This window comes from Phocaeicola coprophilus DSM 18228 = JCM 13818 (assembly GCF_000157915.1).
Classification (GTDB): Bacteria; Bacteroidota; Bacteroidia; order Bacteroidales; family Bacteroidaceae; genus Phocaeicola; species Phocaeicola coprophilus.
In genome coordinates, this window is the sequence record NZ_EQ973650.1 from 42,737 (window position 1) to 66,169 (window position 23,433).

A 23,433-nucleotide genomic window follows, 5' to 3' on the forward strand; every position below is an offset into this window, starting at 1 on the left:
AATTGGCTTTCAATTTTAGCTGGAGTATTGTTTTCTTTTACTTGACCTCTCCCTGGTGGGGACTACTGGTTATTTTGTTGCTTGACGGGTTAGTATATGCTTTTCTTGATTTGGTTCGGAAGAAAGACCGTTGGGCAGCTATTTGTTTTCTACCTTATTTTATTTGGTTGATCTTGGCTTCCTATTTGAATTTGTATGTCTGTTTGAATAATTGAAGACAAGCAGAAAGGGAGAATTTACAGAAGGGATGCAATTTTTTTAGCGGATTTTTGTAGTTTTGCGGCTTAATTTTAAAACCCGTTAAAAACAATTCATCACGTAATGAAGAAAATTGCATTATTTCTTTTCCTTTGCTGCCTGTTTGCCGGTTATGGTATGGCACAAAATGTTCAGTTACATTATGATTTCGGACACGCCATTTATGAATCGTTGGAAGATCGTCCTAAGTTTACAACTACAGTTGAAATGTTTAAGGCTGATAAATGGGGTAGTACTTATTTCTTTGTAGATATGGATTATGCCAATAAGGGAGTAGCTTCTGCTTATTGGGAAATTTCCCGTGAACTGAAATTCTGGGACAATCCGTTTTCTGCCCATGTGGAATATAATGGTGGTTTGAACTATATCAATAACGCTTATTTGGTTGGTGCGACTTATACATGGAATAATTCTGATTTCACTAAAGGTTTTACTTTTGCACCGATGTATAAGTATATAGCCAAGAATGAATCACCAAACAATTTTCAGTTGACAGCTACCTGGTATCTGCATTTTTGTGGAGGTAAGTATACATTCAGCGGTTTTGCTGATTTCTGGCGGGAAAAACATACTGATGCAAAAGGTGATATGCATGAGTATATTTTCATGAGCGAACCTCAGTTCTGGGTTAATCTGAATAAGTTCAAGCATGTAAATGATAATTTTAATTTGAGTGTTGGAACGGAATGGGAAATTACCTCCAACTTTGCATTGATGGACGGATGGCACTGGAATCCGACTCTAGCCTTGAAATGGTCTTTTTAAATGTTAGGTAGAATATGCTGGAAAAATTATTTGGTTTTGATCGGAATGTAACTCGTGTCCGTACGGAGGTGCTGGCAGGTATTACGACCTTTTTGACTATGGCCTACATCCTGGCCGTTAATCCGAATATATTGAGTGCAACTGGAATGGACAAGGGGGCACTGTTCACTACAACAGTGATTGCTTCTGCTTTTGCAACATTATTGATGGCTTTTTATGCCAAGTTGCCTTTCGGACTGGCTCCGGGTATGGGACTGAATGCTTTTTTTGCCTATACGGTATGTCTTACTTTAGGATACTCCTGGCAGTTTGCTCTGACAGCTGTATTGTTGGAGGGGATTATTTTTATTCTGTTGACAGTCACTAACCTTCGTGAGAAAATAGTAGATGCACTTCCTGTAACATTAAAAAACGCAATAGGAGCAGGCATTGGTTTGTTTATCGCGTTCCTAGGCTTGCAGAATGCAGGTATTATTGTAAATAATGATGCAACTTTAATCAGTTTGGGAGATATAACCTCAGGGTCTGCTTTGCTGGGAATGATTGGTTTGCTGATAACTTCTGTGCTGTTGATCCGACGTGTGCGGGGAGCTTTGCTCTTTGGAATATTGTTAACAACTTTGATCGGTATTCCGATGGGACTAACCAAGTTGGACGGTATTGTCAGTGCACCGCCTTCAATTGAGCCGATATTCTTTCAGTTTCAGTGGGAACATATTTTTACCAAAGAAATGGTGATCGTTGTGTTCACGTTTTTATTTGTAGATATGTTTGATACGATAGGTACACTGGTTGGGGTAACTACTAAAGCAGGAATGGTGGATAAGGACGGCCGTATTCCCCGTTTAAAACAAGCCTTTTTAGTTGATGCTATTGGTACAACTGTGGGAGCAATGCTGGGAACAAGTACTATTACTACTTTTGTGGAAAGTGCTTCTGGGGTAGGCGAAGGAGGTCGTAGTGGATTGACTTCTTTTGTAACCGCAGTTTGTTTTTTGTTAGCTTTGTTTTTGGCTCCGTTTTTCCTGGCAGTCCCTGGGGCAGCAACGGCCCCAGTCTTGATTCTGGTGGGATTGATGATGATGTCTTCCGTAAAGAAAGTAGATTTCACGGATTATTCTGAAGCTATACCAGCTTTTATCTGCATTGTCTTTATGCCGTTGGCTTACAGCATATCAGATGGTATCGTTTTAGGCTTGATCAGTTATGTATTGCTGAATGTTTGTTGCGGAAACTTCCGTAAATTAAGTATTGGTATGTATATTTTGTCAGCTATATTTGTATTGAAGTTCTTTATATAAGACGAATTTGTCATAAGAAAACAACAGGAGTATCGGAAATTGGTAAAAACCGATACTCCTGTTGTTTTTTATGAAGATTATCAAGTTGCAAAAAAAGTAAGAGTTAATATTTGAGTAGTAAAATAATGTATAACTCATCATTTTATAGTAACTTTAAAGCCGGTAGGCATTTCAAAAGATTGCTGATTTATTTTGTATTAAAAACGATTTATAAATTATTTATAATACCATGAAAAGACAATATTTTACGCTTCCCCTTCTGTTTCCGGCCTTGTGCAGCTGGGCAGGCGGAGCCGGATCATCCCGGGACGGACAGGTTCCAGCCGGGCGCGGTCTGCCGAATGTGATTGTGATCTATGCGGACGATCTGGGATATGGTGACCTGCAGTGTTATGGCGCCAAGAATGTAAAAACCCCTCATGTAGACCGTCTGGCAGCAGAAGGTATCCGCTTTACAAACGCCCATTCCGTAGCTGCAACCAGTACGCCCTCGCGCTATTCGCTGCTGACGGGAGAATACGCCTGGCGTCGTCCGGATACGGATATTGCTGCAGGAAATGCAGGTATGATCATCCGTCCCGGACAATATACGATGGCCGATATGTTCCATCATGCCGGTTATGCTACGGCTGCCATCGGAAAATGGCATTTGGGCTTAGGCGATAAGACTGCCTCCCAAGACTGGAATGCTCCCCTGCCGTCAGCTTTGGGCGACCTGGGATTTGATTATCATTACATCATGGCAGCCACAGCTGACCGGGTACCCTGTGTGTTTATAGAGAACGGCCAAGTAGCCAACTATGATCCTTCGGCTCCTATCGAGGTGAGTTATGAAAAGAATTTTCCCGGTGAGCCCACCGGGCGCGACAATCCCGAACTGCTCTACAACCTCCGGCCCAGTCACGGGCATGACATGTCAATCGTGAACGGCATCAGCCGGATTGGCTACATGAAGGGAGGGGGCAGGGCGCTCTGGAAGGATGAGAACATTGCCGACTCGATTACTGCCCATGCCGTTCGCTTTATGCAGGAAAACAAAGACCGGCCTTTCTTTTTGTATTTTGCCACGAACGATGTGCATGTGCCCCGTTTCCCGCATCCGCGGTTCCGGGGGCAGAGCGGCATGGGACTGCGCGGTGACGCCATTGTGCAGTTCGACTGGAGCGTGGGGCGCATCATGGAGGAACTCGACCGCCTGGGCCTGACGGAGAACACGCTGGTGATCCTCTCGAGCGACAACGGGCCGGTGGTGGACGACGGATATGACGACCACGCGGAAGAGCTGCTCGGCGGACACCGGCCGGCCGGTCCGTGGAGGGGATACAAATACAGCGCCTTTGAGGGCGGGACGGCGGTTCCCGTCATTGTGCGCTGGCCTGAGGGGATCAGGAAGACAGGCGTTACTTCGGATGTGCTGATGTCGCAGATTGACTGGATGGCATCGCTCGGAGCACTGATCGGTGCCCGGATGCCGGAGGGAAGTGCTCCTGACAGCTGGAACCGGCTGGAGAACCTGCTGGGTACGGATGCGACAGACCGTCCCTGGATTGTGGAGCAGGCGGCTAATCATGTGTTGTCCGTGCGTGCCGGCGAGTGGAAATACATCGAGCCGAATGACGGACCGAAGATGATCACCTGGGGGCCGGAGATCGAGACGGGCAATGACAGCCGTCCGCAGCTTTATCACATGAAGGAGGCATACGAGCAGGAGAATCTTGCACCCCGGCAGCCGGAAAAGCTCTTTGAGCTGCAGAAGCTGCTGAGGATGATCCGTGCCGGAAAGGGGGATGAGTGGCATGAAGGGAAATAAGATGTTGCCTGTTCTGGCGCTGGGTGTGGCCGGATGGGCTGCCGGAATGCCGGCTGCTGCCCGGGTGAAGCCTCATGTGATTCTGATCATGACCGACCAGCAGCGCTGGGATGCCATGGGGTGTACGAGCGGGGGAAGGGTGATCACTCCTGCACTGGACAGCCTGGCGGCCGAGGGGACGCTGTTTACGCATGCCTATACTTCGTGTCCCAGCAGTACGCCGGCACGGGCGGGACTGCTCACGGGGCTTTCTCCCTGGCATCACGGCATGCTGGGCTATGGGGAGGTGGCGCCGCGTTACCGCTATGAGATGCCGCGCATGTTGCGTGAGGCGGGGTATTATACGTTCGGCATCGGAAAGATGCACTGGCATCCGCAGCGGGAACGTCACGGCTTTCATGCGACGCTGCTCGACGAGAGCGGACGGGTGGAAGATGTGGGCTTTGTGAGTGATTACCGGCAGTGGTTCCGGCTGCATGCTCCGGGGCTGGATCCTGACAGTACGGGGATCGGCTGGAATGATCACGGGGCGGGGAGTTATGTCCTTGACGAGCGTCTGCATCCCACCCGCTGGACGGGCGGGACGGCCTGTGAACTGATCCGGAATTATGATGCGGAATCGGGACAGCCTCTTTTCCTGAAGGTTTCCTTTGCGCGTCCGCACAGTCCGTATGATCCGCCTGCCCGCTTCCTGCAGCTGTATGCCGACAGGGAGATTCCGGCTCCGGCTGTGGGCGACTGGTGCGGGAAGTATGCGGCTCCGGCTGATCCTGCAAGGCTGGCTCCGGATGCGCCTTTCGGAAACTTCGGAGAGGAGTATGCGCGCCGTTCTCGGCGGCATTATTATGCCAGCGTGACTTTTGTGGATGAAGAGATAGGGAAGATCATCCGGGCGCTGAAGGAGAAGGGGATGTACGACCGGAGGCTGATCATCTTCGTGGCTGACCACGGGGATATGCTGGGGGATCATTATCACTGGCGGAAGACGTATCCTTATGAAGGGTCGTCGCACATTCCGTTCCTGGTGAAATGGCCGGCTGGAACGGAGGGCATGCTGCCGCGGGTGGATGTGCCTGTGGAGCTGCGGGATGTGCTGCCGACGATGCTGGCTGCGACCGGAGCCGACGTTCCGGCTGACATGGACGGGCGGCCGTTGCAGGGGCCTGCCCGGGGAGAGACTGGGAACTGGCGGCGCTATATCGATCTGGAGCATGCTGCGTGTTACGACGCGGACAATTACTGGTGTGCGCTGACTGACGGGGATATCAAGTATATCTGGAATTTCCATAACGGGACGGAGCAGCTGTTTGATCTGAAGAAGGATCCGATGGAATTGCATAATGTGGCGGCTGACGGGAAGTATGCTTCTGTGTTGCAGGAAATGCGCCGGGCCATGGCGGATCATCTTTCTGAACGGGGCGAAGGCTTTGTGCGCGACGGACGGCCTGTGGTGCGCCGTTCGGTCATGCTGTACGGGCCGGATTATCCCCGATGAGCTGTCGGGCTGGGGGTCTGCGGCTGCCTCGCCTGGTTTGTCGGACGCGGTTTCTGTGGCTGTTTTGTCCTGCCTGCCTGATTCCAGCTACTTTCTACTTTGTCTGAAAATGGAAAATCCCTTTATCCGGGAGCTGAGCCGTCTTGTTCAGTCTCCGGATAAAGGGATTCTTTCTGTGCTGTCCGTTAGGGGCTGCCGGTTCCTGGGGCATCGGGCCGGGCGGTTCTGCTGCTTCGGGGTGTCTGGTCGTTTCTCCGGCTTCAGCTGCCGGAGGGTTTCATTCTGCGTATGGGGGCAGCTGCTGTGGCGGTTTTACCGGAAGTGGGGGAACCGTTATTGCTTTCTGGCTTTTCTGATGATCTCCAGTGCATCCCGGCAGTTCCCGGTAATGGAGTTCCAGTCTGCCTGTCCGATGGTGTGTGCGGGGAAGAGTTTGGAGCCCATTCCTACACAGTAGGCTCCGGCACGGAACCAGGCTGTCAGATTTTCTTCTGTGGGTTCGACGCCTCCTGTTACCATCAGTTTGCTCCAGGGAAGGGGAGCAAGCAGTCCCTTGACCATTCCCGGGCCCAGGACATCTCCGGGGAAGATCTTGCAGAGGTCACATCCGGCTTCCTGGGCGTAGCCTACTTCGGTCACGCTGCCGCAGCCGGGGGTGTAAGGAACAAGGCGCCGGTTGCAGACTCTGGCCACTTCGGGGTTGAACAGGGGACCGACAATGAAGCAGGCTCCTGACTGCATGTAGAGGGCGGCAGTGGGAGCATCTACTATGGATCCGGCACCGATGGCCATTTCGGGGCATTCAGTGGCGGCACGGCGTACGACGGCTGCAAATACTTCGTGGGCGAAATCGCCGCGGTTGGTGAATTCGAACGCGCGCACTCCGCCGGCATAGCAGGCTTTGACAACCTGCATGACGGTTTCTGTGTCGGGGTGATAGAAAACGGGAACCATGCCCGTGGAGCCGATCTTTTCCATGACGGCTATTTTATCAAATCTTGCCATATTTCAATATTCAAATGGTTTCTTAATATGCTTCAGACAGTGTTCCGGTCCTGAATTTCCTGATTCAGCCGGAGGGGTTACCGTTGTACGCGGCCGCTTCCGTCTCCTCCGGCCAGGGCTTCCACTTCAGCCGCAGATACCAGATTGAAATCGCCTTCGACCGTGTGTTTCAGGGCAGAGGCGGCAGCAGCGAATTCGACGGCCTGTGCCGGAGTGGCTGTCAGCAGTCCGTGGATAATGCCGGCGGCAAAAGCGTCTCCGCCTCCTACGCGGTCCACGATGGGAGCAATGTCATAATGGCGGGACTGATGGAACTGGCATTCCGGGTTGGTTTCCCGGCTGTCGTAGATCAGTGCCTTCCATCCGTTGTGGGAAGCGGAGTAGGATTCTCTGAGCGTGGAAGCTACATAGCGGAATCCGAATTCACTGGCCATGGCCCGGAAGGTTTCCTTGTAGCCTTCCGCATCGGTTTTTCCGGCGCGGACATCTGCTTCGGGATGGAAACCCAGGCAAAGTTCTGCATCTTCTTCGTTTCCGATGCAGACATCAACGTATTTCATTAAGGGACGCATTGTTTCCTGGGCCTGTTCGGGAGTCCAGAGTTTCCGGCGGTAGTTCAAATCTGCCGACACGGTAACGTGGTGCCGGCGGGCTGCTTCACAGGCGGCCTGTACGAGTTGGGCTGCACCGGCTGAGAGGGCGGGTGTGATGCCGCTCCAGTGGAACCAGTCGGCTCCCTGCATGATTGCGTCGAAATCAAAGTCTTCGGGGACGGCTTCTGCCATGGCCGAGTGGGCACGGTCATAGATGACTTTGCTGGGGCGCATGGCGGAACCGGTTTCCAGGTAATAGATACCGATGCGTTCTCCTCCCCGTGCGATGTATGAAGTGTCCACTCCGTATCGTCTTAAGGCATTGATTGCGGCCTGACCGATTTCGTGTGCCGGAAGCCTGGTGATGAATGAAGCCTGATGTCCGTAGTTGGCGCAACTGACGGCTACATTGGCTTCTCCTCCTCCATAAACTGCATCGAAACAGTCCGTTTGTATGAACCGGGAGTTTCCCGGAGTTGAAAGGCGAAGCATAATTTCGCCCATAGTGATGATCTTTGCCATGATTGTTTCCTTTTTGTCTTGTATTCTTTATTCTACCAGTCTGGTACTCTCCTTGTGCGTTGGGATTTTCTTCAGTCTGGTATTTTCTGCTTGTTCCGGGTTTTCGCCAGCTTGTATGCTGGGGGCAGATTTTATCTCATTTCAGTGTATGGAATTTTATCCATATCGTTGTAATCCAGGTTTTCTCCGGCCATTCCCCAGATGAACATATAGTTGCTGGTTCCTGCAGCTGCATGGATTGACCATTCTGGTGACATGACTGCCTGTTCGTTGTTCATCCAGATCAGGCGTTGTTGCCGGGGCTCTCCCATCAGATGGCAGATCATGTTTCCCTGGGGAACATTAAAGTAGAAGTAAGCTTCGATGCGGCGGCTGTGCGTGTGAGCAGGCATTGTGTTCCATACGCTTCCGGGTTTCAGTTCTGTGAGTCCCATCTGCAACTGGCAGGGGCCTTCTTCAAGTACATTGCCCACAATCAGCTGATTGATCACGCGGTCATTGCTTTCTTCCATCTTTCCGGCAGCAAAGGAATTGGCTTTGATCGATCCTTTTCTTCCGTCAATGGTGACAAGCTGGGTTTTGTAAGCATGGTGGGCAGTCGCGGAGTTCAGATAGAACTTGGCCGGCTGTGATGCATCTTTGCTGCGGAAGGTTACTTTCTTGTTTCCTCGTCCCACATACAGGGCTTCTTTGAAATTCAAGGTATATTCTTTTCCGTCAACGGTGACAATACCTTCTCCTCCTACATTAATGACACCGAGTTCCCGGTTGTAAAGAAAGTAGGGAGCTTTGAGAGCGTCAAAAGTATCGAGTGAGAGTTCCTTGCTGACCGGCATGGCTCCGCCGAAAATAAAACGGTCGTACATGGAATAGGTCAGGTTGATTTCATTGGGTGACATGACTTTTTCCATCAGGAAACTGCTGCGAAGGCGTTCTGTATCGTAGGTTTTTACGTCTTGCGGGTTACATGCCGTTTGCATGTGTACATTGATCTGTGCATAGGAAGTGAGGGTTGTCAATCCCAGTGCCATGAGAAATACGAGTCTTTTCATCTGTTTAGTGTTATAATAAGTTGTTTTTACTAAGCTTTTTGTTTCCGGCCTGGTTCCTTACGGGTTCTGCCGGCTGGTTTCCTGGGCCGTCTGCCGGATAATCTGGCGGCGGTTATAAATGGCCATGGCCAGTGTTATCAGTACCAGAACGATTGCTCCGGCTATCTTGAAATGATAGACGAGATGGAAGATCACCCAGGAGAACAGGCTCGAAGCAAAATCAAGTGCTCCTCCCTGAAATCCTTCCGGAATCAGAACGGCACTATCCTGAGTGCGGAGATATACATCCTGAGCTGCCTGGGTAAAGAACGGAGCCAGGTCTGTAACGAAATAGAGTCCGACAAGGATAGCGGTCAGTCCTACCAGAAAAGTTTTCAGAACATTCCCTCTGGTTATGGGGAGTACGGCCGGAAACAGATAGAACATGCCTGCAAGTGAGGCAAGCGGCAGAAACTGGTTTCCGGGAAGGATGACTGACAGGAACAGAGTGGCCGGAATCAGCAATAAGGAAACGACCAGGGTGGTGGGATGTCCGATGACAAGAGCCGGGCTCATACCGATGTTCAGTCCCGAACTGTTTTTGAAGCGGCGGGCAACCAGTTCGCGGGTAGCATCGGAAATGGGGCGGAGTCCTTCGATGAAGAGCGAGGTGATCCGGGGAATCAGCTCCATGACTGCTCCCATTTTGATACCTAATCCTAAAATGGAAGGAATGCCGTTGATCAGCTCCCGGCTGTTCTGACACGCCAGTGCTCCGATGGCACAACCCACCACAACTCCCAGGAACAGGGGTTCGCCCAGAATACCGAATTTGCGCTTCATACCTTCCGCATCGATGTTCAGCCGGTTGATTCCGGGAATCCGGTCAAACAGGTTGTTGACTACGATTGCAAAAGGGACGAAGCCCTGGCAGAAAGGTTGGGGAATAGAGATCCCTTCCAGGTTGTTGTAGTATTGCTGGAACTTCCGGGAGGTGAGATCCGCCATGACCAGTGTGATGATGTAGCAGATGATGGCTGCAAAGAACCCCCACCAGATATTGTCCGAAGCAAAATAGACTACGGCACCGATGAAGGCAAAATGCCAGTAGTTCCAGAGATCAATGTTGACGGTGCGTGTCGTACGTGTCAGAAGCATGAGGATATTTACCCCCAGGCAAACGGGAATGATGAAAGCTCCCACTGATGTGTTGTAGGCTACGGCAGCAGCAGCGGGCCATCCCATATCGAAGATGCCCAGATTGAGTCCGTAGATTTCCGTTACCCGTTTCAGCGGTTCTCCCAGGCTGGATGTCAGCAGGGCAGTTACTACAGACAGTCCGATGAATCCCACTCCTACGAGCAGACCGCTTTTGAGCGCTTTTCCGAAAGGAATCCGGACGCATATTCCCAAAATGGTGAAAATGACCGGCATCATGACCGCGGCTCCCAGGCCGATGATATAATTGAATACTTGTTCCATATTTTTCTGATAGATCGGTTTGTTAAGGTATATCCTTCTGTTTTTTCCGGCAGCTTGCTTTCTGCCTTCCGGCGGTTATTCTACGGTTATCCGGAGAGGAGTCTGAAGTTTCTTTGCGAAGTCTTCCAGACAGGCGTTCCACTGTTCCATGGATCCGATGCCTGCTTTGCTCCATCCGCTTCCCCAGTAATAAGTCCACGTGGAGTCCGGCTGATACGTTCCGATGCCGAGAACATGTCCCAGGGCCCCGCCGTGCTGTTTCCTTTCATCGGGGGTGAACCATTGGGGAGCGGCGTGAGACAAAGGCTGGGGGAAGACCATTCCCAGATAGATGATACCGTTGTTCCCGTGCGGATTGTCGGTTGAGTCGGCGTAGGCCACGTATCCTTTATCCGGCTGGCAGACGTAGCCGTCCGGATTCTGCGGGTGGATGACGATGCCGGATGCGACGGGCAGGCTCTGCCGGAGTCCGCCGTAGCTGACTTCCGTACGGTTTAGGTGAGAACCGTAGTCCAGACTGATCAGGCGGGTTTCCACGACGGAAGTGTCGCTTCCGGCAGTGAACGGGGCATATTTCAGCCGTACGGTGAACCGCAGGGGGCCGTTGTCCAGTATCTCATACTCTTTGTAGCAGCGGGGATAGATCAGCATGGAGTCAGCGGTCATCAGGGCTGCCGTACCTCCACCCAATGTAGGCCCGACGCTGTAGCAGTCCATTCCGTTTCCGTGGTCAACGTGATAGGAAATGGCCTGTGCCAGACTGTCGGCCTGTTCTTTTCTGCCTTCTTTCCGCCAGGCACTGATCTTTGCGCGTGCCTGCGGATCGAGTTCGCGTGCATAGCGCATCTCCACAACCGGTTCACTGACCGATTTGGTAAAGACATCATATCCCCATGCCCGTTCGCCGCTTGCTTCCAGCGCCGGACCGTATGCCCGGTAGGCCGCCTTGTCGTTTTCCCAGGCGATATCGTCCATGCGCTCCGGATAATGCCGTCCGCAGGCTATGACTGAGAGGGTGTCGGGATTTCCTTTCCGGATCTGATACCGGGCACTGGAACCGGCTTTCACGCTGGCCGGGAAGATCAGCTTCCCGTCGAATGTGATCTGCGACGGGACCTGCTTTCCCCGGCCGTCCGTTACGACCAGCGTGCTGCCGTTCTCCTGTCCCGCTTCCTGCCCGAGAGCGGAAAGAGGAATCTCCACGATTTCGTTTACGCGGTCGGACGGAAGCGGATTTTCTACCGTGACCTGTGTTCCGGAATCCGGGACGCATCCGGCCGCCAGCAGAGCCAGAAGCCCTGCCGGTATGCTTTTCCGCCGGATGACGGAAGGAAGACTGATGTGCATGTTCATGGGAACCGGAGTTATTTGGGTTGTTTTCCGATATAAGCCAGAATACCTCCGTCGACATACAGCACGTGTCCGTTGACGAAGTCGGATGCTTCGGAAGCCAGGAACACGGCCGGTCCCATCAGATCTTCCGGAGTTCCCCAGCGGGCAGCCGGAGTCTTGGCCACGATGAATGCATCGAAGGGATGGCGCGATCCGTCGGCCTGACGTTCACGGAGTGGTGCGGTCTGGGGAGTGGCGATGTAGCCCGGCCCGATGCCGTTACACTGGATGTTGTATTCGCCGTATTCCGAAGCGATGTTGCGTGTGAGCATCTTGAGTCCGCCCTTGGCAGCCGCATAGGCAGAGACGGTTTCGCGTCCCAGTTCGCTCATCATGGAGCAGATGTTGATGATTTTTCCGTGTCCCTTGCGGATCATGCCGGGGATGACTGCCTTGGAGACGATGAACGGGGCGTTCAGGTCGACGTCGATCACCTGGCGGAATTCTGCGGCCGACATTTCGCACATGGGGATGCGTTTGATGATTCCGGCGTTGTTCACCAGAATGTCGATGGTTCCCACTTCCTGTTCCACGCGGGCGATGAAAGCCTTCACCGCTTCCTCGTCGGTCACGTCGCACACGTATCCGTGGGCCTGGATTCCTTTTTCGCGGTAGGCAGCTAGTCCCTTGTCGACCAGTTCCTGCCGGATGTCATTGAAAACGATGGTTGCACCTGCCTCGGCAAAAGCTGTGGCGATGGCGAATCCTATGCCGTAAGAAGCTCCGGTAACCAGGGCTGTCTTACCTTCAAGTGAAAAGTTTACCATAAGATCAGATATTGTTTGTTTTTTTAAGGGTTGTCTTTATTCCGTCCGCAGCGAGTGGTGTCCGTCGATGGGGAAGGGCTGTCCGCTCCATGCCTTCTGCGAGGTCCACGGCTCGGCGGGATCTGTCCAGAAAGGATGGTCGGCCGGCAGTCCCAGGGGCATGAACACGAGCGAGGTCATATACAGGCTTCCGTTGTTCGTGTAGTAGTTGGCCAGGCCGGGCTGGTGTCCGGCAAAGCCCAGCTGCAGGAAGCCCGAAGAGTTGAAGTTTCCTTCCACGGCAAACATGTTCTTCATGACGGCGGTCAGCGCGCTGCGCACCTGTCCGTTGCTGATTCCTTCGGGGAGTCCGTATTTCCAGGCGGCCATGGCCATGGTCTGGAAGGCTCCCATGCGGTAGACCACGGAGCGTCCGAAAGCGGGGTAGGTGCCTTCGGGGGAGATCAGGCGTTCGAGGAACACGTTGAAGCGCTGCATGCGTCTGACGGCCAGCTGCGGGGTGACGGGGGTCCAGAAGCCGCAGGCCTTGCAGGTTTCGAGCACTTCGATGTACATGGGATGGATGACGTAGGAGTTGTAATAGTCGAGGGCCATCTCCGGTCCGTCGGAGTACCATCCGTCGCTGAGATACCATTCGTTGATCTTGTTGACGGCAACAGTCAGGGCATACTGGTCGGCTTCTTCTCCGATGCTCATCAGGAAGGCTTCGGTCATGGCGCGGAAGAGCAGCCAGTTGTTGTAGGCCGGACGGATCACTCTCAGTTCCTTGAAGCGCTGGATGTAGCGCTGCTGCGTTTCCTTGTCGAGCTGCTTCCAGGTGGCTTCGGGAGCCCGCAGGAAGCTTTCGGCCAGATAGGCTGCATCTACCAGAATCTGCGTGGGGCCTTTCCAGAGCAGGCAGTCGGGGCTTGCGGGATCGACTGCGTTGCGGTATGCCTTCAGCGCCCACTGGCGGAGCTGGCTGCGGCGGCGTCCTTCGGGGTGTCGTCGTCGGGCAGCGAGAGCCAGGGGGAGATGCCTGCCATCAGGCGGCCGAAGGTCTCCATGTAGGCCACCCGCCTGTCGCGTCCGTCCCAGGTGGGGCTCAACTCCAGCTGCATGTTCTTCTGGAGTTCTTCCCTGCTCATGTTTTCCAGCACAGGCCGGGCGATGCGGTAACAGAGGTCGGCCCACTGCTGGACGGGGGGAGGGGGAAGAGTTGTTGGGGGTACGGGCTTGCACGTTTCCTGTCATGGTGCAGGCCAGCAGAACCAGCAGGAATGTACGAATCCGGCTGGTCAGTGTCTGATTTTTCTTCATAGTTCTTTTCTTTAAGAATTATTTATTAGATGCCTTGTCTATATCATTGCGGCGCTTGAGCGCTTCCATGTAGTAATAGTCCGCATAGTTGAGCGGCACGTCGATTTCGCTGTTGTGGGGGATGCTTCCTACGCTGTGCATCAGCAGAAACAGTCCGTTAGTGCCCGGAGCAGCCGTATAGTCCGGCGAAGTAAGCGATGACATGATGCTGTCGGCGTATGTCCGGTATTCTTCAGCCTGCGGAACATCGAAGGTACTGATTTCGTAGAGAGCCGAGGCAATCACTGTCGCTGAAGATGCGTCGCGGGGTTCGTTCGGAATGCCGGGAGCGTCCATGTCCCAGTAAGGAACGCGGTCAGCGGGCATATGAGGATGGTTTTTCATGAAGTTGAATGTCTTGAGCGCCTGGTCCAGATAGATCTGCCGGCCAGTCTCACGGTAGCAGACGGTATATCCGTAGATGGCCCATGCCTGTCCGCGTGACCAGGCAGAACTGTCAGCATATCCTTGAGCAGTCTGACGGCTGCGTACGGTGCCATCCTGAGGGTCATAGTCAACTACATGGAAACAGCTTCCATCGGGCCGGAACTGTTCCTTCAGAGTGCGGTCGGCGTGCGAGAGGGCTACGCGGCAGAAGGTGGAGTCGCCTGTCAGTTTGGTTGCTTCGAAAAGAAGTTCCAGATTCATCATGTTGTCTATGATGACGGGACATTTCCATCCCCGTTTGGCCTGCCAGCTGTTGCCGTTGACATCCCAGCTTTGGATTACTCCTGCTGCGGGGCGGAAGCGGGTGCAGAGAGAACGTGCAGCCTGGGTCATGACTTCTGCATAGCGGCGGTCGCCTGTCAGACGGAGGGCATTTCCGAAACTGCAGTTGATGATAAATCCGATATCATGATGCCAGGTCAGGTTTTTGGCGCTTTCCAGAGTTTCGGTGTGACGGATGGCAGGGTTCAACAGGGCTGTGTCTGCCGTCAGTTCATACAGATACCACAGACTGCCGGCATAAAATCCGCTCCGCCAGTCTTCGGGAGAACAGTAATAAACCTTGCCGGACGGAGTGAGAGTGACGGGAGTGCGAACATTTCCGTCACGTCCTGTGCTGTCCAGTGAAAGAGTCAGCTGACGTGTTGCATTTTGAAGTGCGGCCTGAGGCCAGGAAGATTCTTTCTGATCTTGTTTTTGAGGAGCACAACCTGTAAAGCTTGATGCCAACATGCATGCACATCCGATAAGGATTTTGTTTTTCAGTTTCTTCATGGTTTTGGTTTATCTATTAAAATGACAATTCTTTTCAGTCGCAATATTAGTGCATTTCCCTGTGAGGGAACTGATGCTATTGTACGGAAAAACCTATGATTTTTTCCATTTCTACTTTCTTTTGTATAATTGTACGATTCCATCGTATTATTTGTAAAAAACGGAAGATCAGTGCAGTGCTTTTTTCCCGAAAGGATTATAGACTCTTGAAAGATGAGAATCTCCTGTCTGTGGACTGATCGTGAAGGTTGTTGGAGTATCGGAATTTCTGATAAATACTTCTTCTCCTTTTTTCAGGTCTATGACGTAGGTATTCGGGGCTGTTTGCTGAGTTTGGAAATTTCGTTTACCTTCAAAGATCGGTTTCTGTATGTCTGTAACGATGGTACAAGGTTCTCCAGCTTCACTCAGAATCCGGATGAATTCCGTTTTTCCATTTGTTCTGCGTGCACTGATCAGAAAAGCTCCTTCTGTACGCCAGTTGTGGAAATTCAGGTTGTTCCACAAAGAGGGAACAGCGGGAAAGACACGTATTTTGTTTCCCCAGCTTTGTAACAACATGTCGTGGACCGACTGAGCTCCGGATAAGGGTGTTTCGATGACAGGGCCTGACTCTTGATAGAGTGTATTTACTCCGAGCAGTTTGTCAAAGAGACTATTCAGACAATCCAGTGATTGGTTTCCTTTTCCAAGCAAGGCATATAGTGATGAGGCCCCGGTAAAGGAAAATCCGCGGAGCCCTTCCGGTTTACTCAGCCAGTGAGTCAGTGAGCGTTCGATAAGTGCTCGCTCTTCCGGATTTTCCGGATTGAGCAGATGAAGCGGATATGCAGACATGAGGTGGGAGAAATGACGATGAGATGAACTGTATGGAACATTTCGTCCGATCATCAGCCCGTCTTGGTTACAGGGAAATGAAGTTAGATTCTTTAGAATGTCCCTCCATTCTTTTTCCTGACGGTCTTTGATGCCTAATCGCTTACAGATCTCAGTCAGAGTCTGGCATCCCCATTTTAAGAGTGCCAGATCAAAATTGCAGTCTTCTGCTGATCCATACTCCGGAGAGTAAGTAACCGGCAGATGCAGCCGGCCATCCTTCCCTTTATAAAGGAAATGCAGGTAATAATTGACCGATCCTTTCAGAACAGGAAACAGATGTTCTTTCAATAACTGATCATCCATTTTGTGACGGTAAATCAGCCATAGATTGTGGCATGTCCAGGTCAACAGTCCGATTTCAGCCGTTGGATCTTTTCCTGGGATTCCTACGGTTTCGGATGCACATTCCAGATCGGAAGTTCTTCCGATGCCTAATGAGTTATGACGGTAAGGTTCCGGAATATTTGTACGCAGGTTTTCTATGTTGCCATAGATCGCATTTTCGAGTGATCGGGCGAGATCCAGATGATTGGACGTATTTAAAGGCCAGTAAGTCAGTTGGACATTTAAGTTCCACCACGCATTAGGCCAGGGAGTGACGGTCAGCCAGGGACCTGTATTGTCAATTAATGCCCCGTCGGCACGTGTGGCTGAAGCAAGTTTGTACAGCTGAATCCAGTAGAAACTTTCTTTAATGCCGTCGTCAACAGAGAAGAAGCTGGCCGGATAGAAGTTATGCCACCATTGCTGATGCGTTGTCCTGAGGGAATTCCATCCTTGTTGTTGTGCACGAATGACTGTTTCTTCGGCTACTTTGCATGCATTCCTTTCCGGATAGGAATGTGCTACATTGATCCATAGCTCATGCCATTCCGAAGATTTGTCTGTTTGCCAGTATATGGCAGTTTCTCCTCCGGCGGGTAAGGTTTGCAGGCTTATTCCTCCTTTGGGGGAAAGCTTTACTTTGGCCGGAGGATTTTCGGTGTAACTTTCAGGCATTTTCATCCAGCTTCCGGCAGGAGTTAGTCCGTACTGGTAGCGTGGACCATTGGCTGAGGCCGGTATCCATTTTATGGAAATGTTTTCTTCTTTCTGTAATTTCCATCTTGTTTGAATAACAGGATCGGCGGCATTCACCATAGCTTCCAGCTGAAAACTTCCTTCAGTTGTCTGTATCTCAGCTCTCATTTCCGCATTCCATAAGTCAAGCCGTATGGTTCCTCCAGTTATTTTCCCCTGAGGCTGAAGCAGGAAGTGTCCTGTCAGAAGGCGTGGATTGCCAAACAATCCCTTTTCCGGACGATGATCATGGACCAGACTGTTTCCGGTTTCCAGCCGGATGGCATTCAGCTTGGGTTCATACCAGACCATAAGTCCCAAAGTTCCATTCCCCATGAACGGAGCTTCATACCATGCCTGGGGAAGTACTTCCCAGATCATATCCTGCTCGCTCATAAACTTGGTCCAGTCTATATTTACTTCCAGAGCAGGAGAAGAAGACTTGGAACCAGAGGCATGAATCCCTGGGAAAAGGAGCAGGCTCAATAAGGTCAGAAGAATCAGTTTTCGTTTCATTTTTCTACTGTTAATTATTTGAGTGTGCAAGGTACTTCCTTTCTTTTTAAGCAGACTGCAATATTGTACGTGAAAGGTGACGGGATTGTCCATTGGACTTGTATTTTGCTCTGTTTTAACCTATTTGGTCAGTAACAAGGAAAATATGTCTATGTATTGAGGAAGATTTTGATAATGAATATGGTTAAATGGAGATACTTTTGCTCCCGGAAAACTTCACATAACCGGGACAGGATGCGAAGTTGATATTCCATATTATCCTTTGGAGATAGAGTAAGTTTGATTTATAAAGACTACTTCAAAAAAGAATTATGAAGAAAATAAAGTGGATATTGCTTCTGGGATTGTTCATAGCCGTCACAGGATTTGCGAAGCCGGTTTCTCCGGTGGAAGCTGCGTATGCTCTGATCGAAAGGGTAACGCCCGGTTATGGTGACCAGTTTGTTCTGGAACTGATCAGTCCGCAGGAAGGAGAGGATGTCTATGAGATCTCGTCAAAAGACGGAAAGGTTGTGCTGCGGGGAAACAATCCGGTGGCATTGGCTACTGCTTTCAATCAGTATTTGAAGTATGTCTGCAAGGTACATATCTCCTGGCTGGGCGATCATCTGGATTTACCGGAGAAGCTGCCTTTGCCTTCGGAAACAGTCCGTAATACGATTCACGGGAAGTATCGGGTTTACATGAATTATTGCACACTGAGCTATTCTGCTGCCTGGTGGAACTGGGACAGATGGCAAAGGGAGATTGATTATATGGCAATGAATTCCATCAATATGCCTTTGTCAGTTGTAGGCCTGGAAGCAGTGTGGTACAATACACTTCTCAAACATCGGTTTACGGATGAGGAAGCCCGTTCTTTTCTTGCCGCACCTTCGCATGCAGCATGGCAATGGATGCAGAATTTGCAAAGTTATGGAGGTCCTTTGCCCAAATCATGGATTGATAAGCATGTAGTTCTGGGACAGCAGATCATCAGACGGGAGCTGGAACTGGGAATGAAACCGATCCAGCAGGGATTCTCCGGATATGTTCCCCGTGAACTGAAGGAAAAGTATCCTGAAGCCAAGATACAGCCGCAACCTTCCTGGTGTGGATTTAAGGGAGCAGCGCAACTTGATCCTACGGATTCTCTTTTTCAGGTGATAGGAAGAGATTTCCTTGAAGAAGAAAAGAAATTGTTTGGTGCGCATGGAGTCTATGCGGCAGATCCTTTCCATGAAAGCCGTCCTCCTGTAGATACGCCGGAATATCTGTCGGCTGTCGGACGTTCTATTCATACTCTTTTCCAGGAGTTTGATCCTTATTCCTTGTGGGCTATGCAGGCCTGGAGTCTGAGAGAACCGATCGTGAAGGCGGTGCCTGAAGAACATTTGCTGATACTGGATCTGAATGGCAGTAAATGTACGCAGCGCAATGCCTGCTGGGGATATCCTGTTGTAGCCGGTAATCTTCATAATTTCGGCGGACGAATCAATATGCACGGGGATTTGCCTCTGCTGGCCGGTAATCAGTATGAAGCGGCGGTCAGTCTTTCTCCGAATGTTTGCGGCAGCGGATTGTTTATGGAAGGCATTGAGCAGAATCCGTTGTATTATGAACTGGCTTTCGAAATGCCTTTACAGAAAGGAAAGGTTGAACTCGACGGATGGCTGAAGGAATATGCCTTGCGCAGATACGGCAGCAAGTGGGAAAACACTCATAAGGCTTTGTTGCTTTTGCTGGAAGGTCCTTATCGTCCGGGAACCAACGGAACGGAACTCAGTTCCATCATTGCTGCCCGCCCGGCCTTGCATGTCAAGAAGTCCGGTCCTAATGCCGGACTGGGGATTCCGTATTCTCCCTGGCTGCTGATCGAGGCACAGGCTTTTATGCTGAAAGATGCCGGTATCTTGAAGACTTCAGAGGCTTATCGGTTTGATATCATGGATCTCCAGCGTCAGATTATGACAAATCTGGGACAGGCCATTCACAAGGAGGCGGCCAAGGCTTTTGAAGCGGGAGACGAAAAGGGATTTGAATTACACAGCCGGCGATACCTGGAACTGCTGACGGATGTGGACACTCTGTTGCGGACTCGCCCGGAATTTAATTTTGACCGTTGGCTTGCCGATGCCCGTTCCTGGGGAGATACGGAAGAAGAAAAGAATCAGTTTGAAAGAAATGCAACGGCTCTGGTGACCATTTGGGGGGGCAGATGGAGATCCTCTCATTTTTGATTACTCGTGGAGAGAATGGGGAGGACTGATCGGCAAATATTATCTGAAACGCTGGCAGAAGTTTTATGCCATGCTTGCCGGTTGTCTGAAGAACGGAACGTCTTATACGGAAGACAACCTGCCGATGGTTTACGGACGAGAAGCTTTCAGGGCAAATGCTTTCTATTCAGAACTTGGGGATTGGGAACTGGAATTCGTCAATACGCCTCACAAGGTACGGATGCCTGTTACAGAAGGGGATGAAGTGGAAATAGTGAAAGCACTATATTCCAAATATCTGAAACTGGCAGAGGTTTATTATCAGAATTCAGGTGAAGTTGATTACATAGATCGGAAGAATACCTTTGAGAATTTGGGGGAATAAAAAAGGTATTCTGACTCGTTACTGATGTGAATCAGAATTGCTATGAGAAACTAAATCAACTGGTCAGACGGCATCGGGAGGAGACTCCGGGTGCCGTCTTTTTTTAGAAACAGAAAGCAGAAAGGCGAAAAATTCTCTATACGATGCGGGCTCAGAATACGGTCGGTGAAGAGAGTTTCACCTAGTGGAATTTTTTGTTCCACCTAGTGGAAACAAAAGTTTCACCAAAAGAAAACTTTTGTTTCGTGCTGAGAGAACAACAGTTTTCTCTAGGGATAACACTTGTTTTCTCTAATGGAATAAAAGGAAAGATGTACAGAATGTCCAGTTATATCGGACAATTTTAAAGGTTAAACTTCAGGGGAAGAAGCTAAATTTACACCCTGAAAGAATATCATTTATTAACCTAACAGATGTAATATATGAATCAACGGAAACTGCTTATTCTATGGATGCTTTTCCTGGCATTGGGGGTGCAGGCACAATGTATCTTTGTCAAATCGGATGTACGCCAGTCCATGAGACGGGTGGCCGACTGGCAGATTGCACATAGCCGGGAAGTGGTTCACGGACAATTGAACTGGGTGAATGCGACTTTTTATTTGGGTTTGTCCCGCTGGGCAGCAATAGCTGAGACCGAGAACGGGGATGGAATGTACTATGAATGGCTCAGGAAGCTGGGGGCACGAAACTACTGGCAGGTGGATCAGCGGATGTACCATGCCGATGATGTCTGTGTGGCCCAGATGTATCTGGACCTTTATCGCAAGTATGGCCGCCAGGAAATGCTGATCCCTTCTCAGGCACGTATTGACTGGGTGATCAGTCATCCGTCGAAGGGTTCGTTTGCACTCGACTATGGGGATGCTTCTACGCTGGAACGCTGGACCTGGTGTGATGCGTTGTTTATGGCTCCTCCGGTGTATGTCCGTCTGTATTCCATAACGGGCGACAAGAAATATCTTCGTTTTATGGACCGGGAATATCGGGCTACGTATGATCATCTGTTTGACCGGGAGGAACATCTGTTTTACCGCGACCATCGTTACATCGGACAGAAAGAGGCCAATGGCCGGAAGGTGTTCTGGGGACGCGGAAACGGATGGGTGATTGGCGGACTGGTGGAGATCCTTCGTGAACTGCCGCGCGGACATAAGTCGCGTCCGTTTTATGAGAACCTTTTTGTAGAGATGTGTGAGCGGCTGGTAGGCTTGCAGCGTGCGGATGGTTTTGGGTCGGCCAGTCTGTTGGATCCGGAGTCGTATCCTTCTCCTGAGACGAGCGGAACCGGATTCTATGTCTACGGACTGGCGTACGGTGTCAATGAGGGTCTGCTTTCGCGTGAGCGTTTTTTGCCTGCGGTTGAAAAGGGATGGAAGGCTCTGCTTTCGGCAGTCGAAGAAGATGGACGACTGGGATATGTACAGCATGTGGGAGCGGATCCTCGTAAAGTGGCGCGTCAGATGACTGAACCTTACGGGCCGGGAGCCTTCCTGCTGGCCGGAACGGAAATCTATCGGATGGCATCCGAGGGAGGAACAGAAAAAAATATTTCTTCTGAACGGGTGCGTGAAATTGCTGCCATGTTGCCCGACAAGCCGCAGGGACTGGGACTGACCTATAAAAACAGGGAGCATTGGAACCAATTGTTGCAGACTCCCGAAGGGCAGAATATTCTGAAGCTGGCTTCCGAAAGTCTGGAGAAAGGAATGCCTCCTTTTGTGGATTCACTTTATCTGCACCTGAACAAGACAGAAATCCGTCTGCCGGGCGAAAACATGATGAATGCCCGTTATCAGTATCTCTGGCGGCTCGTACTGGCAGAGTGTATGGAGAACAAAAAGCGTTTCCTGCCGGCCATTATCAGGGGAATGGAGGAACTGTGCCGCCAGAAGCCATGGTCAATTCCGGCCCATGACCGCGATCTGCGCAATTATAACGGTACGGATTATTATGTAGATCTGGTGGTGGCTACGGCTGGCAATACGTTTGCGCAGTGTGTGCGTCTGCTGGATGACCGGTTGCCGATAGAGACACGTGCTCTGGTGAATTGCGCTTTCCGTGAGAAAGTATTCCGTCCCATTCGCCGATGTCTGGAAGAGACAAAGCCGTTTTATTGGTTTACGGTGAAGAACAACTGGAACTCTGTCTGCCTGGCCGGGGTGACCGGAGCAGCACTGGCTTTGCTTCCTGATAAGGAAGAGCGGGCTTATTTCGTGGCAGCTGCCGAGAAATACCAGTCGTATGGGATGGAAGGATATGCTGATGACGGATACTGCCGGGAAGGAGTCGGTTATTATAATTATGGCTTTGGAGCATTTATCACTTTACGTGAAGAGGTGTGCCGGGCTACTCAGGGACAGATTGATTTCTTCCGTTTGCCGAAGTTCGTCCGTCTGGCCCGTTACGGAGAAAAGATACAGATTCAGAATCGGGTTTGCCCGGCTTACTCGGATTGCCGGATCTGGATTTCACCTGATACTTTTGTGACGGATTACTGTAACCGGGCATTGGGGCTGGAAACGGGAGAAGAAACCTGTTCCATTCCGCCGATGGACAATCTGTCTCTGCATTTCATCAGTATGTTTCCTCATCAGGCATGGCCGGTGGAAATGACTCCTGAAATGAACCGGGTGCTGGAAGAAGAGTCGGATCCGTTGCATGCCTGTTATGAAATGGCAGGAATTGTCATTGCACGTCCGGTGGCGGGAAGTTCCTGCCGCCTGGGAGTTTCTTTCAAGGCCGGCCACAATGATGACAGTCATAATCACAATGATGTCGGTTCGTTTGTTGTCGTACAGGGAGATCAGACTATGGCAGGAGATATGGGCGGCCCGTTCTCTTATCCGGGCGACTTCTTCAGTGACAATGCTTATCGTTATCCGATCAAGAATTCATACGGTCATCCGGTTCCGGTGGTGGATGGCAAATGGCAGGATACAGGACGGAAAGCGGAAGGAAAAGTGCTGGAACGCCGGCTGAGTGATTCGACGGATGTCTGCCGTCTGGATATGAAATCAGCTTATTCTTCAGTTGAAGGACTGGGCAGACTGGAGCGTACTTTCGCGTATGACCGCCGGGAAGGTGGAAGTTTTGTCGTCGAAGATGTTTTTGAATGTGAGAAACCTGTCAGCTTTGAAACGGCACTGACCACGCGGGCCCAGTGGAAAGTTGTATCCGGAAATTGTCTGGAACTCTCTTCCGGAAATGAAAAGATGCAGGTGTGGATTGAGTCATCGGCTCCTGTTTCATTTACGAGTGATACGGTGGAAGTGAATTCACCGGCTTACAGCCGTATCGGCATTGTGCTCAAGGGCAAGTCCGGCAAGGGATATATCCGTATGAAGATGATGCCGGTGAAGAAGTAATTTACAGTCAGAAAAAGAGATTGAAATGAGTCATTTGAATGTTTATAT

At 50.9% G+C, this 23,433-nt stretch carries 14 protein-coding genes and 2 pseudogenes; 7 read left to right on the plus strand and 9 right to left on the minus strand.

All coding sequences use genetic code 11. The features are described 5' to 3' along the window. The 5 genes from BACCOPRO_RS17630 to BACCOPRO_RS14635 form a co-directional block, all read left to right on the plus strand. Positions 1-215: tryptophan-rich sensory protein (locus tag BACCOPRO_RS17630; protein ID WP_187326040.1), on the plus strand; the 215-nt coding region annotated here is incomplete at its 5' end. A gap of 106 nt (positions 216-321) precedes the next feature. Further along, the gene (locus BACCOPRO_RS14620; RefSeq protein WP_008144833.1) at positions 322-1,023 is read left to right on the plus strand and encodes a nucleoside-specific channel-forming Tsx family protein; all 702 of its coding nucleotides are present in this window, start codon (positions 322-324) and stop codon (positions 1,021-1,023) included. Between the two features lie 14 nt (positions 1,024-1,037). Beyond that, complete coding sequence (locus BACCOPRO_RS14625; protein ID WP_008144834.1) at positions 1,038-2,324, plus strand: NCS2 family permease; 1,287 nt, start codon at positions 1,038-1,040, stop codon at positions 2,322-2,324. A 229-nt stretch (positions 2,325-2,553) separates the two neighbouring features. Continuing rightward, positions 2,554-4,134, plus strand: a complete 1,581-nt coding sequence (locus BACCOPRO_RS14630; protein ID WP_008144835.1) for a sulfatase family protein — start codon at positions 2,554-2,556, stop codon at positions 4,132-4,134. A gap of 46 nt (positions 4,135-4,180) precedes the next feature. Continuing rightward, the gene (locus BACCOPRO_RS14635) at positions 4,181-5,629 is read left to right on the plus strand and encodes an arylsulfatase (protein WP_246497814.1); all 1,449 of its coding nucleotides are present in this window, start codon (positions 4,181-4,183) and stop codon (positions 5,627-5,629) included. Positions 5,630-5,962: 333 nt separating this feature from the next. On the opposite strand, the gene BACCOPRO_RS14640 is transcribed toward BACCOPRO_RS14635, so the two are convergent. The 9 genes and pseudogenes from BACCOPRO_RS14640 to BACCOPRO_RS14680 all read right to left on the minus strand — a co-directional run bounded on the left by BACCOPRO_RS14640 (position 5,963) and on the right by BACCOPRO_RS14680 (position 17,434). Beyond that, positions 5,963-6,634 carry a bifunctional 4-hydroxy-2-oxoglutarate aldolase/2-dehydro-3-deoxy-phosphogluconate aldolase gene (locus tag BACCOPRO_RS14640; protein ID WP_008144839.1) on the minus strand — a complete coding sequence of 224 codons (672 nt, stop codon included), beginning with the start codon at positions 6,632-6,634 and terminating at the stop codon, positions 5,963-5,965. A gap of 77 nt (positions 6,635-6,711) precedes the next feature. After that, a complete protein-coding gene (locus BACCOPRO_RS14645) occupies positions 6,712-7,749 on the minus strand; it encodes a sugar kinase (protein ID WP_008144841.1) in 1,038 nt (345 codons plus the stop codon). Positions 7,750-7,880: 131 nt separating this feature from the next. Beyond that, positions 7,881-8,801, minus strand: a complete 921-nt coding sequence (gene kduI, locus BACCOPRO_RS14650; protein ID WP_008144842.1) for a 5-dehydro-4-deoxy-D-glucuronate isomerase — start codon at positions 8,799-8,801, stop codon at positions 7,881-7,883. A gap of 57 nt (positions 8,802-8,858) precedes the next feature. Further along, on the minus strand, positions 8,859-10,262 hold the full coding sequence (locus tag BACCOPRO_RS14655; RefSeq protein ID WP_008144843.1) for a PTS galactitol transporter subunit IIC: 1,404 nt from the start codon (positions 10,260-10,262) through the stop codon (positions 8,859-8,861). Between the two features lie 75 nt (positions 10,263-10,337). After that, complete coding sequence (locus BACCOPRO_RS14660; RefSeq protein WP_008144849.1) at positions 10,338-11,615, minus strand: BT3233 family polysaccharide utilization protein; 1,278 nt, start codon at positions 11,613-11,615, stop codon at positions 10,338-10,340. A gap of 11 nt (positions 11,616-11,626) precedes the next feature. Further along, positions 11,627-12,421, minus strand: a complete 795-nt coding sequence (locus tag BACCOPRO_RS14665) for a gluconate 5-dehydrogenase (RefSeq protein WP_008144851.1) — start codon at positions 12,419-12,421, stop codon at positions 11,627-11,629. Positions 12,422-12,457: 36 nt separating this feature from the next. Then, positions 12,458-13,596: pseudogene (locus BACCOPRO_RS14670) on the minus strand (DUF2264 domain-containing protein); the annotation flags it as partial. A 142-nt stretch (positions 13,597-13,738) separates the two neighbouring features. Further along, a complete protein-coding gene (locus BACCOPRO_RS14675; RefSeq protein ID WP_008144857.1) occupies positions 13,739-14,980 on the minus strand; it encodes a glycoside hydrolase family 88 protein in 1,242 nt (413 codons plus the stop codon). A gap of 168 nt (positions 14,981-15,148) precedes the next feature. After that, on the minus strand, positions 15,149-17,434 hold the full coding sequence (locus BACCOPRO_RS14680; protein WP_040311599.1) for a glycosyl hydrolase family 95 catalytic domain-containing protein: 2,286 nt from the start codon (positions 17,432-17,434) through the stop codon (positions 15,149-15,151). A gap of 311 nt (positions 17,435-17,745) precedes the next feature. On the opposite strand from BACCOPRO_RS14680, the pseudogene BACCOPRO_RS14685 reads away from it, so the two are divergent. Next, positions 17,746-20,017: pseudogene (locus tag BACCOPRO_RS14685) on the plus strand (alpha-N-acetylglucosaminidase). Positions 20,018-20,439: 422 nt separating this feature from the next. Next, positions 20,440-23,385, plus strand: a complete 2,946-nt coding sequence (locus tag BACCOPRO_RS14690) for a glycoside hydrolase family 88/105 protein (RefSeq protein ID WP_008144866.1) — start codon at positions 20,440-20,442, stop codon at positions 23,383-23,385. Positions 23,386-23,433: the final 48 nt, after the last annotated feature.

What these genes read in the sequence shown, in the direction of transcription:
- BACCOPRO_RS14620 (WP_008144833.1), top strand. Translation starts at nt 322, where the DNA reads ATGAAGAAAATTGCATTATTTCTTTTCCTTTGCTGCCTGTTTGCCGGT.
- BACCOPRO_RS14625 (WP_008144834.1), top strand. Translation starts at nt 1,038, where the DNA reads ATGCTGGAAAAATTATTTGGTTTTGATCGGAATGTAACTCGTGTCCGT.
- BACCOPRO_RS14630 (WP_008144835.1), top strand. Translation starts at nt 2,554, where the DNA reads ATGAAAAGACAATATTTTACGCTTCCCCTTCTGTTTCCGGCCTTGTGC.
- BACCOPRO_RS14635 (WP_246497814.1), top strand. Translation starts at nt 4,181, where the DNA reads ATGCCGGCTGCTGCCCGGGTGAAGCCTCATGTGATTCTGATCATGACC.
- BACCOPRO_RS14640 (WP_008144839.1), bottom strand. Translation starts at nt 6,634, where the DNA reads ATGGCAAGATTTGATAAAATAGCCGTCATGGAAAAGATCGGCTCCACG.
- BACCOPRO_RS14645 (WP_008144841.1), bottom strand. Translation starts at nt 7,749, where the DNA reads ATGGCAAAGATCATCACTATGGGCGAAATTATGCTTCGCCTTTCAACT.
- kduI (WP_008144842.1), bottom strand. Translation starts at nt 8,801, where the DNA reads ATGAAAAGACTCGTATTTCTCATGGCACTGGGATTGACAACCCTCACT.
- BACCOPRO_RS14655 (WP_008144843.1), bottom strand. Translation starts at nt 10,262, where the DNA reads ATGGAACAAGTATTCAATTATATCATCGGCCTGGGAGCCGCGGTCATG.
- BACCOPRO_RS14660 (WP_008144849.1), bottom strand. Translation starts at nt 11,615, where the DNA reads ATGAACATGCACATCAGTCTTCCTTCCGTCATCCGGCGGAAAAGCATA.
- BACCOPRO_RS14665 (WP_008144851.1), bottom strand. Translation starts at nt 12,421, where the DNA reads ATGGTAAACTTTTCACTTGAAGGTAAGACAGCCCTGGTTACCGGAGCT.
- BACCOPRO_RS14675 (WP_008144857.1), bottom strand. Translation starts at nt 14,980, where the DNA reads ATGAAGAAACTGAAAAACAAAATCCTTATCGGATGTGCATGCATGTTG.
- BACCOPRO_RS14680 (WP_040311599.1), bottom strand. Translation starts at nt 17,434, where the DNA reads ATGAAACGAAAACTGATTCTTCTGACCTTATTGAGCCTGCTCCTTTTC.
- BACCOPRO_RS14690 (WP_008144866.1), top strand. Translation starts at nt 20,440, where the DNA reads ATGAATCAACGGAAACTGCTTATTCTATGGATGCTTTTCCTGGCATTG.